This is a genomic window from Bradyrhizobium altum, from assembly GCF_020889705.1.
Classification (GTDB): Bacteria; Pseudomonadota; Alphaproteobacteria; order Rhizobiales; family Xanthobacteraceae; genus Bradyrhizobium; species Bradyrhizobium altum.
In genome coordinates this window covers 1-9,535 of sequence record NZ_JACMYP010000311.1, presented here as the reverse complement: position 1 = coordinate 9,535, position 9,535 = coordinate 1, and the positions used below count along the sequence as shown (strand labels likewise).

The following is a 9,535-nucleotide window of genomic DNA, read 5'->3' as shown; positions in this document are numbered from 1 at the left end:
GACGATCGCCAAAAGGCTCGAACAACTCGGCGCCGAGGTCGAAGCCAACAAGGACGTCCGCGTGCTGGTCATCGAGGGCGAAGGCCGCGCCTTCTGCGCCGGCGGCGATCTGCAGACCATCGGTGCTGCGACCGAAGCCAACAACATCGCGCCCGTGGTCGGCGAGATGCTTCATCACTACCATGCCTTCATCGAGACGGTTCGGCGGATGCCGAAGATCGTGCTGTCCAGCGTACATGGGTCGGCGGCCGGCGCCGGCATGGGCCTCGCCTTCGTGACCGACCTGTGCATCGCCGCGGAGGATGCGCGCTTCACGCCCGCCTATGCCAAGATCGGCGTATCGCCGGACGGCGGCAGCACGGTCGGCATCGTCGGTACCGTCGGGACCCGTCGCGCGTTGCAGATTTTCCTTGCGGAGGATGGCTTCACCGCGCAGCAGGCCTATGAATGGGGGCTGGTCGTCAAGACCGTCCCGGCAACCGAGCTGAAGGCCGCCACCCGGCAGCTCGCCGAGCGCCTGGCGAAAAATCCGCCCGCCGCGATCGCGGGGACCAAGTCGCTGGTCTATCAGGCGGCCACCACGCCGACCAAGCAGCAGCTCGACGCCGAGGAACACAAGATCATCACGTCGATGCATACCGAGGATTTCCGCGTCGCCGTGAAGAAGTTCACCGGCAAGTCGAAGTGACCGCGTGGCGCTTCCTTCGCGCCCGTTCCTGTGCCTCCGGCACGGGACCACCGACTGGAACAGGCAAGGCCGCTTTCAGGGCCTGACCGACAATGCTCTGAACGAGGCCGGCCTCGCGCAGGCGCGCGTCGCCGGCCAGCGCCTTGCGGGCGTTGCGGTGGCCGCGATCGTTGCAAGCCCGCTGCGCCGCGCCGTCCAGACGGCGGAGGCCGTGGCGGCAGCGCTGGGCAAAGAGGTGAGCATCGATGCCGGCATTATCGAGTGCGATTTCGGAAGCCTGGAGGGCCAGTCGATCCGCGAGACGATGCGATGGCGCAGGTCCTCTGCGGCGGCTTCTTCGAGTCCCAACACGGGACGCCGTTCCGCTCTGTGCGGAACGGCGATGGCTGGAAGCTGGAGCAGCTCGATTAGTTCGGGCAGATGTATCCGGTGCCGCCGGGCGCCTTGAAGCAGCCGACCGATTCCGGGATGACCTGCTTGGGCAGCCACAGCACGACCTTCGGGAAATAGATCGTGAAGCAGATCGTGACCAGGAACACGACGTAGATCGGCAGCGCCGCCCGCAGCGCTTTTGCAAAGCTGACGCCGACGAATTTCGAAGCCATCAGCAGCACGAGCCCGTACGGCGGCGTGATCAGGCCGAAGGCCAGCGTCGCGATCAGCACGACGCCCATATGCACGCCATTGATGTCGCCTGCCTGGGTCAGCGCGTTCACCAGCGGCATGAAGATGATGATGGTCGGCACCGGCTCGATGAAGTCGCCGACCACGGTGAACAGCAGCACCATCAGCAGCATGATGAGGTGCGGATCGTTGCCGGCGATCGAGGTGATCCAGTCGGCGATGTAGATGGCGCCGCGCAGATAGGCCAGCATCCAGCCGAACGCGTTCGCCGCGCCGATCGTGATCAGCGGCAGCGAGAAGATCAGACCGGCCAGGCAGAAGTCATACGGGATCTTTTTCAGGTGCCCGCGGTTCAGCGCCGGGATCACGACGAGGATGATGTAGGCGACCGCGACCACGCCGGCCTCGGTCGGCGTGAACCAGCCGGTCAGGATGCCGCCGAGCAGGATCACCGGGATCATCAGCGGCAGCGCGGCGTCGCCGGCGGCGAACGCGATCTGGCGCAGCGCCGCCCGCGGCTTGCGCAGGCCCGACGGCCCGAAGAAATAGCAATAGATCATCAGCCCGAAGCCGATCATCAGGCCGGGCACGACGCCGGCCATGAACAGGCCGGCGATCGAGACATTGCCGACCGCGCCATAGACCACGGCCGTGATGCTCGGCGGCACCAGCGCCGCGATCGTCGAGGCCGAGGCGATGATCGCGGCGATGAAGGCCGGCTCATAGCCCTCCCGCCGCATTGGCCCGCCGAGCGCCCGGCTCATCACAGCGACATCGGCGGTGGTCGAGCCCGACATTTCCGAAAAGAACATGCTGAACACGACAACGACCTGCGACAGCCCGCCCCTGATGTGACCGACCAGCGAGACCGACAGGTTGGCAATGCGGACCACGACATTCGCCGAGCTCATGAGTTCGCCGACCAGCAGGAAGAACGGGATCGCCAGCAGCGCCTCGGAATCGACGCCGTCAAAGATCTTCTGGACGATCGCGGCCAGCGACACATCCGACAGCGCCGCGCCGATGAACACGCCCGCCATCAGCGAGAACGGCACCGGCACGCCGAGATAACCGAAGAACAGGAAGCAGGACGACATCAACACCAGCACGACCGGTGCGCTCACGGCTGCACTCCCGTGGTCGCACTGGTGTTGATCGCGGGAATCGCAAGATCCTCGTCCGGCGGCTCCGGATGCTCAAATCCGTTGCGGATGCCGTTGACGAGCTGCTCGACCGTGAACAGGCCGATCAGGATGCCGGACAGTGGAATCACCGCATAGAGTGATGCGATCGGCGTGCCGGACGGCAGCCGGAAACTGCCGAAGCCGCGAAGGTAATTTTGATAACCGTACCAGACCAGGCAGAAAGCAACGCCCAACACCACCAGTCGGATGACGATCTCGACGACCAGCCGCGACCTGCCGTGCATCGCCTCCGAGAGCGCGGTGAGATAGAGGTGATCGTTGCGCCTGGTCGCGACCGCGGCCCCAATGAAGATTGCGTAGATGAACAGCGTCGAGGTCACCTCCTGCAGCCACAGCCAGGGATGACCGACGGTGCGGGTGACGATGTCGGCGGTCACCGAGAGCGAGAAGCCGAAGCACAACAGGCCGCACAGCATCATCAGGATCAGCTCGAGCCGATCCAGCGCCCGCCATTTCAGATGCCGCTGCCGTTGCAGCACCAGTCTGTCGGCGATGGCCATCGAATGCTCCGTCCTCGTAGGTCGTCCCGGCCTAGTGCGCAATTGCGCACGGGGGCCGGGACCCATAGGCGCCTGTTGATTTGAGAAAGAACGGCGGCCCGGTGCGTCAATGACGGGCCCCAGCGCATGGGTCCCGGCTTTCGCCGGGACGACGCATGAAGTGGGCTAGTTGATAGCGCGGATCAGGTTCTTGATCTTCTCCGCGTGCGGGCCGAGCTCCTTGGCGAGCTTGTCGAGATAGGGATCGGCGATCGCGGTGAAGCTCTTCTTGTCCACGTCATCGACCACCTTGACGCCGAACGACTTCAGCTTGGTCAGCGCATTCCGCTCCAGCTCGAAGGCTTTCTGCGGCTCCTTGGCGCTGACCTCGTTGGCGGCGGCCTGCACCCATTGCTTCTGCTCGGCGGACAGGCTCTGCCAGAGCTTGTCGGAGACGAACAGCAGCGCATTGTTGGCCTCGTGCTCGGTGATCGACAGCACGGGCGCGACCTCATAGTGCTTGTTGACGAGATAGACGTTGATGCTGTTCTCGGCGGCGTCGACCACGCCGGTCTGCAGCGAGGTGTAGACGCTGCCGAACGGCATGTGCACCGTCTGCGCGCCATAGGCCGGGAACATGGTGTCCTCGGTCGCGGTCGCCTGCACCCGGACCTTCACGCCCTTGAGGTCGCCGACGTTGTGGATTTCCTTCTTGCTGTAGATGTGGCGCACGCCCTGCGAGCCGGTGCCGATCACATGCAGGCCCTGCGCGGTCTCGTCGATCATCGTCCTGATGGCGTCGAACACCTGCGGGTCCGCCAGCGCCTTGATCACATGGGCGTCGTTGCGGAACAGGAAGTGCAGCGACATCACGCCGGCCTGCGGCGAGATCGTCGCCGTGTTGGCGGAGGAGACGATCGCGAACTCGATATCGCCTGATTTCACGAGCTGCAGCAGCTGCGGCTCCTGACCGAGCTGCGCACCGGGATATTGATCGACGATCATCGTCCCCTTGCTCAATTCCTTGAGCTTCTCGGCGAACAGATCGCCGGCGACCGAATAGCCGGTGTTGCGCGGCTGGTCGTAGGCGAAGCGGAAGTGCTTGACCTCCTGCGCGCCGGCGCGCGCCGGCAGCAGCAGCGCTGCCGCGGCCATGGCGATCCCGACGATCCTGGCTGAATAGCCCATCGCGACGTTCCCCCTGTTTTTGATTGACGCGATCATCCCACCAGTCCCGCGGGATTGTCAATAAAACAGAGGTAATTGAACGGCCTCAGGCGTTATCACGCATTGCGTCGCTGGAATTATCGATAATTCGACAACTTCGCCGAACGACGCGCGTTGCTTGCCAGTTACTTCCCCTTGGCGCGCATGAAGTCGAAATCGCAGCCCTCGTCGGCCTGCAGGATGGTCTCGTTGAACAGATGTGCGTAGCCGCGCTTGGCCCAATCTGGCGTGCCGGCGGGAGCGAGCGCGGCGCGACGCTTCTGCAGTTCGGCCTCGTCGACCAGGAGATCGATGCTGCGCTTGGCAACATCGAGCCGGATCATATCGCCGTTCCGCACCAGGCCGAGCGGACCGCCGACGGCGGACTCCGGCGTGATGTGCAGCACGATGGTGCCGAACGCCGTGCCGCTCATCCGCGCGTCGGAGATTCGGACCATGTCCTTCACGCCGGTGCGCGCGAGCTTCTTCGGGATCGGCAGATAGCCCGCCTCCGGCATGCCGGGCGCGCCCTTCGGGCCGGCGTTGCGCAGCACCAGCACGTCGGCGGCGGTCACGTCGAGCGCGGGATCGTCGACCCGCAGCGTCATGTCCTCGACCGACTCGAACACCACGGCGCGCCCGGTGTGCTGCAAGAGCTTTGGGCTGGCCGCCGACTGCTTGATGACGGCACCGCGCGGCGCGAGATTGCCGTGCAGGATCGCCATCGCGCCTTCGGACTTGATCGGGTTCGCCTTGGAGCGGATTGCATCCTGCCCCGGCACGTTCTCCGCGCCGCCCACAACCTCGCGCAAGGTCTGGCCGGTGATCGTCCGGGCATCGAGGTCGATGAGGTCGCCGAGCTGCGCCATCAGCTTCGGCACGCCGCCGGCATGATGGAAATGCTCCATGTAGTGTTCGCCCGACGGCTTGAGGTCGACCAGCACCGGCACCTCGCGGCCGAGCCTGTCGAACGCCTCGAGATCAATCTTGTAAGGCGAGCGGTTGGCGATCGCCGTGAGATGAATGAGCCCGTTGGTCGAGCCGCCGATCGCCTGCATGACGACCTGGGCGTTGCGGAACGACGACGGCGTCAGGATCTCGCTCGGCTTCGGTCCCTTGGTCTTCGCCATTTCGGCGGCGACGCGTCCGCTGGCCTCCGCGGAGCGGAAGCGCTCGGCATGCGGCGCCGGGATCGTCGCGCTCATCGGCAGCGACAGGCCGAGCGCTTCGGTGATGCAGGCCATGGTGGAAGCCGTGCCCATCACCATGCAGGTGCCGACCGACGGCGCGAGACGGCCGTTCACGGCCTCGATCTCGACATCGTCGATCTCGCCGGCGCGATACTTGCCCCACAGCCGGCGACAGTCGGTGCAGGCGCCCAGCACCTCGCCCTTGTGATGGCCGACCACCATCGGCCCGACCGGGATCACCACCGTCGGCAGATCGGCGCTGATGGCGGCCATGATCTGTGCTGGCAGGGTCTTGTCGCAGCCGCCGATCACGATCACCGCATCCATCGGCTGGGCGCGGATCATCTCCTCGGTATCCATCGCCATCAGGTTGCGCAGGTACATCGAGGTCGGATGCGCAAAACTCTCGGCGATCGAGATGGTCGGGAACACGAACGGCATCGCGCCCGACAGCATCACACCGCGCTTCACCGCTTCGATGATCTGCGGAACGTTGCCGTGGCAGGGATTGTAGTCGCTGTAGGTGTTGGTGATGCCGACGATCGGGCGATTGAGCGCATCGTCCGAATAGCCCATCGCCTTGATGAAAGCCTTGCGCAGGAACAGCGAGAAGCCGGCGTCGCCATAGCTGGTCAGTCCCTTGCGAAGTCCGTCGGCCATTTTCTTCTCTTCCCGTGTGTTGGTTGGCCGCACTTAAGGAGCGGCAGGAATTATTGTCAATATGAGATAATTTTGCGGCCGAGCGTGGCTAGTCTGCGGCAAATCCGCCCTCATTATTGACAATAGCCACGGCGTCATGCTGACCTCAGGCATCGCCCCGAAGCCGAGAGCGCATGAAAGCCGAGCCCACCTTGCCCGATATCCAGACCCCCTCGCGGGAGGAGGAACAGGCGGAAGTGATCCGCCGGCTGGAGGAGGACATCATCTTCGGCCGCTTCGCGCCCGGCCTGCGGCTGGTCGAGGATACCCTGATGCAGCGCTACGGCGCGAGCCGGCATTTCGTCCGCCAGGCGCTGTTCCAGCTCGAACGCCAGGGCATCGTGCTGCGCGAGAAGAACGTCGGCGCCACGGTGCGGTTCTATTCGGCCGAGGAAGTGCGGCAGATCTACGAGGTGCGCGAGATGCTGACGCGCCAGGCCGCGCTGATGATCGCCCTGCCCGCGCCTGACAGCCTGATCGACCAATTGAGCGAGCTGCAACGGCATTACTGCCTCATGGCCGACGCGCAGGACATGCGCGGCATTCACGAAACCAACGATACGTTCCACCTCGCGCTGTTCTCCGCCTGCGGCAATCCCTACCTCGTCCGGTCGCTGCAGGACTACATGAACCTGACGTTGCCGATGCGCGCCAAGAACCTCGCCGACAGCGAAGGCCTCGCATTGTCGCGCCGCCAGCACGACTTGATGATCGAGCTCTTGAGAGGCCGCGACAGCTGGGCGCTGGCGCAGCTCTGCGTCGATCACATGCAGTACAGCAAGGCCGACTATCTCGTCCGCATCTCCAACGACAAAAAGCCGCAATAGCGCGATACGCGGCCTCCTCGTGCAGGAGACGGCGATGCGCTACGTGGCTTTGTTGATGGGATCGATCGCCGTGCAGCTCGCGCTTGGCGGAATTGCCAACGCGGCCGATCCGCGTGCGACCGAGCTCACCTATGAGCCCTGGACCAAGACCTGCCTGACGGAGGCGAGCTGCTTCGTCGCCGCCGCCGCGCGCGGCCAGTGCGCGCCGTCGGGCGGGTCCATCAGCGTCTCGCCGCAGACCAGCACGCGCGCGCTGCTCACCGCCAATGTCGGAACGCGGACCATGCTGGAAGGCACGATCAGCCTGCGGATCGATCAGGACGAACCGATGCAGATCGCCAGGACGCATTGCTACACGCTCGGCTGCGGCGGCACGCTGGAGGCCAATGGCGAGCTGATCGATCGGCTGAAGCACGCGCAAACGATCGTGGTGGAAGCGAAGAACCTGACTGGACAGAAGATCAGCCTCAACTTCCCGCTCGCCCACTTCTCCGAGACCTATAATGGACCCGGAAGCGTACCCAAGGCATCGGGACAAAGCTCGAATGAGCCGCAGCGCCAGCACACCGAGGCCGTGAAGCAACTGCCGCAGTGCGACGACTAGTCATTTCTTCCAGTCGATCACCCTCGTCCTGTCGCCGTCGAACTCCATGCTGCAGAACGCCCCGCCCTGGTAGAAGTCGCCGACCGGGTCCGGCGGCAGCTTGGCCTGCTCGGCCATCGCGTGCTCGCGGAAGTCTTCGCCACGACCGCTCGGACGATAGCCGAGATCGTAGGCGCGGTGATTGTCCCACCACGAGCGCTCGTTGTAGGACGCGCCGTACAGCACCTCGAAATGGATGTCGGAATGTTCGAGCCCGATGCGGCAGAGCTGAACCAGATCCTCGGGCTTGAGCCAGATCGAGAGCCTGCGGTGATCGAGCGGCGCCTCGCCGAAATTGCCGATCCGGATGCAGGTCACCTTGATGCCGTGCTTGTCGGCATAGAGCGCGCCGACGCCTTCGCCGAACACCTTGCTCACCCCATAACGACTGTCCGGCCGCGCGGTGACGTCGCTGCCGATGCGGTGATGACGCGGGTAGAAGCCGACCGCGTGATTGGATGAGGCGAAGATCACGCGCTTGACGCCTTTCTTGCGTGCCGCCTCGAACAGATTGTAGCAGCCGATGATGTTGGCCTGCAGGATCGCGTCCCAGGAACCTTCCACCGAATAGCCGCCGAAATGCAGGATGCCGTCGACGCCCTCGCAGATCGCCTCGACCTCGGCGAGATCGGCGAGATCGGCCGCCTTGAATTTTTCGTTGCTGCCGAGATCGGAGGGCTTCTTGATGTCGCTCAGCAGGAGATCCGGATAGATCGGCGGCAGCAGCTTGCGCAGGCTCGTGCCGATTCCCCCCGATGCGCCGGTCATCAATATGCGTGGCATGCCGTCCCTCGTCTTTCCTGTTTGCTGCAGCCGAATTGCGGTCGCAGGCCGACAATGATAGCAAACCATGCGCTCAAGGAAACACCATCGAAACACAACAACGAGAACAGCAAATGTCCGATGTTCATTCCGCCGGCTGGCGTCCCGCGACCTGTTATCCCGATCCCGCGATCCACGCGCTCGATCCGCGCTTCGAGAAATACTGGCTGAAGCTCTCCGCCGTGGAGCGCATCGCCACCGGCCTGCGCTGGGCCGAAGGGCCGGTGTGGTTCGGCGACGGCCGCTACCTCCTGTGCAGTGACATCCCGAACCAGCGCATCCTCAAATGGGAAGAAGAGACCGGTGCGGTCAGCATCTTCCGCAAGCCGTCGAACTTCGCCAATGGCAACACCCGCGATCGCCAGGGCCGGCTGATCACCTGCGAGCATGGCGGACGCTGCGTGGTGCGCACCGAATATGACGGATCGATTACGGTGCTGATCGATTCCTTCGGCGGCAAGCGGCTGAACTCGCCGAACGACGTCGTGGTGAAATCCGACGGCGCGATCTGGTTCACCGATCCGATCTTCGGCCTGCTCGGCAATTACGAGGGCTACAAGGCCGATCCGGAGATCGAGCCCAACGTCTACCGGCTCGATCCCGAAACCGGCAAGGCTAGCATCGTCGCCGAGGGCGTGCTCGGCCCGAACGGGCTGTGCTTCTCGCCGGACGAGAAGATCCTCTATGTCGTGGAATCCCGCGGCGAGCCGAACCGCAAGATCCTGGCCTATGACGTTTCCGCCGACGGCAGGACAATCGCGAACAAGCGCGTGTTCATCGATGCCGGCCGCGGCACGCCCGACGGCATGCGCTGCGACATCGACGGCAATCTGTGGTGCGGCTGGGGCATGGGCGATCCCGAGCTCGACGGCGTCGTCGTGTTCGCGCCCGACGGCGTCATGATCGGCCGCATCGCGCTGCCGGAGCGCTGCGCCAATCTCTGCTTCGGCGGACTGAAGCGCAACCGCCTGTTCATGGCGGCAAGCCAGTCGATCTATGCGCTCTACGTCAACACCCAAGGCGCGCTCGGCGGTTAGCTTGTCGTCCCGCCTTAGTGCGCAATTGCGCGCTTGGGGCCGGGACCCATAACCACCGATGGATCTTGGCTTGGCACGCTGGGGCCGCATTGTTCGCAAAACGAGGGCCTGTGGT

10 protein-coding genes are annotated in these 9,535 nt (G+C 64.4%); 5 read left to right on the top strand and 5 right to left on the bottom strand.

Translation table 11 applies throughout. The features are described 5' to 3' along the window. On the top strand, positions 1-688 hold a 688-nt coding region (locus tag H8B02_RS41355; protein ID WP_229171436.1), incomplete at its 5' end, for an enoyl-CoA hydratase/isomerase family protein. 4 nt (positions 689-692) lie between these two features. Beyond that, on the top strand, positions 693-1,136 hold the full coding sequence (locus tag H8B02_RS41350) for a histidine phosphatase family protein (RefSeq protein WP_229171435.1): 444 nt from the start codon (positions 693-695) through the stop codon (positions 1,134-1,136). Here H8B02_RS41350 and H8B02_RS41345 read toward each other — a convergent pair. The 4 genes from H8B02_RS41345 to H8B02_RS41330 all read right to left on the bottom strand — a co-directional run bounded on the left by H8B02_RS41345 (position 1,096) and on the right by H8B02_RS41330 (position 6,052). Then, on the bottom strand, positions 1,096-2,436 hold the full coding sequence (locus tag H8B02_RS41345) for a TRAP transporter large permease (RefSeq protein WP_229171434.1): 1,341 nt from the start codon (positions 2,434-2,436) through the stop codon (positions 1,096-1,098). The genes H8B02_RS41350 and H8B02_RS41345 overlap by 41 nt on opposite strands. After that, positions 2,433-3,017, bottom strand: coding sequence for a TRAP transporter small permease (locus tag H8B02_RS41340; RefSeq protein WP_229171433.1), 585 nt, complete (start codon positions 3,015-3,017; stop codon positions 2,433-2,435). Before H8B02_RS41340 ends, H8B02_RS41345 begins: the two co-directional genes overlap by 4 nt. Before the next feature lie 165 nt (positions 3,018-3,182). Further along, on the bottom strand, positions 3,183-4,184 hold the full coding sequence (locus tag H8B02_RS41335; RefSeq protein WP_376711772.1) for a TRAP transporter substrate-binding protein: 1,002 nt from the start codon (positions 4,182-4,184) through the stop codon (positions 3,183-3,185). A gap of 164 nt (positions 4,185-4,348) precedes the next feature. Continuing rightward, complete coding sequence (locus H8B02_RS41330; protein ID WP_229171432.1) at positions 4,349-6,052, bottom strand: IlvD/Edd family dehydratase; 1,704 nt, start codon at positions 6,050-6,052, stop codon at positions 4,349-4,351. Positions 6,053-6,225: 173 nt separating this feature from the next. On the opposite strand from H8B02_RS41330, the gene H8B02_RS41325 reads away from it, so the two are divergent. Both H8B02_RS41325 and H8B02_RS41320 read left to right on the top strand, forming a co-directional pair. Beyond that, entirely contained in the window at positions 6,226-6,918 is a 693-nt protein-coding gene (locus H8B02_RS41325; RefSeq protein WP_229171431.1) for a GntR family transcriptional regulator, read from the top strand. Positions 6,919-6,952: 34 nt separating this feature from the next. Then, positions 6,953-7,522 carry an invasion associated locus B family protein gene (locus H8B02_RS41320; protein WP_229171430.1) on the top strand — a complete coding sequence of 190 codons (570 nt, stop codon included), beginning with the start codon at positions 6,953-6,955 and terminating at the stop codon, positions 7,520-7,522. On the opposite strand, the gene H8B02_RS41315 is transcribed toward H8B02_RS41320, so the two are convergent. Continuing rightward, positions 7,523-8,344, bottom strand: a complete 822-nt coding sequence (locus H8B02_RS41315; protein ID WP_229171429.1) for an NAD-dependent epimerase/dehydratase family protein — start codon at positions 8,342-8,344, stop codon at positions 7,523-7,525. 113 nt (positions 8,345-8,457) lie between these two features. On the opposite strand from H8B02_RS41315, the gene H8B02_RS41310 reads away from it, so the two are divergent. Beyond that, positions 8,458-9,420 (top strand): SMP-30/gluconolactonase/LRE family protein, encoded by a 963-nt coding sequence (locus H8B02_RS41310; protein ID WP_229171428.1) that lies wholly within the window; start codon positions 8,458-8,460, stop codon positions 9,418-9,420. Positions 9,421-9,535 lie beyond the last annotated feature (115 nt).

Excerpts from the sequence above, each read along its gene's own strand:
- H8B02_RS41340 (WP_229171433.1), bottom strand. The coding sequence starts at position 3,017 with ATGGCCATCGCCGACAGACTGGTGCTGCAACGGCAGCGGCATCTGAAA.
- H8B02_RS41335 (WP_376711772.1), bottom strand. The coding sequence starts at position 4,184 with ATGGGCTATTCAGCCAGGATCGTCGGGATCGCCATGGCCGCGGCAGCG.
- H8B02_RS41330 (WP_229171432.1), bottom strand. The coding sequence starts at position 6,052 with ATGGCCGACGGACTTCGCAAGGGACTGACCAGCTATGGCGACGCCGGC.
- H8B02_RS41325 (WP_229171431.1), top strand. The coding sequence starts at position 6,226 with ATGAAAGCCGAGCCCACCTTGCCCGATATCCAGACCCCCTCGCGGGAG.
- H8B02_RS41320 (WP_229171430.1), top strand. The coding sequence starts at position 6,953 with ATGCGCTACGTGGCTTTGTTGATGGGATCGATCGCCGTGCAGCTCGCG.
- H8B02_RS41315 (WP_229171429.1), bottom strand. The coding sequence starts at position 8,344 with ATGCCACGCATATTGATGACCGGCGCATCGGGGGGAATCGGCACGAGC.
- H8B02_RS41310 (WP_229171428.1), top strand. The coding sequence starts at position 8,458 with ATGTCCGATGTTCATTCCGCCGGCTGGCGTCCCGCGACCTGTTATCCC.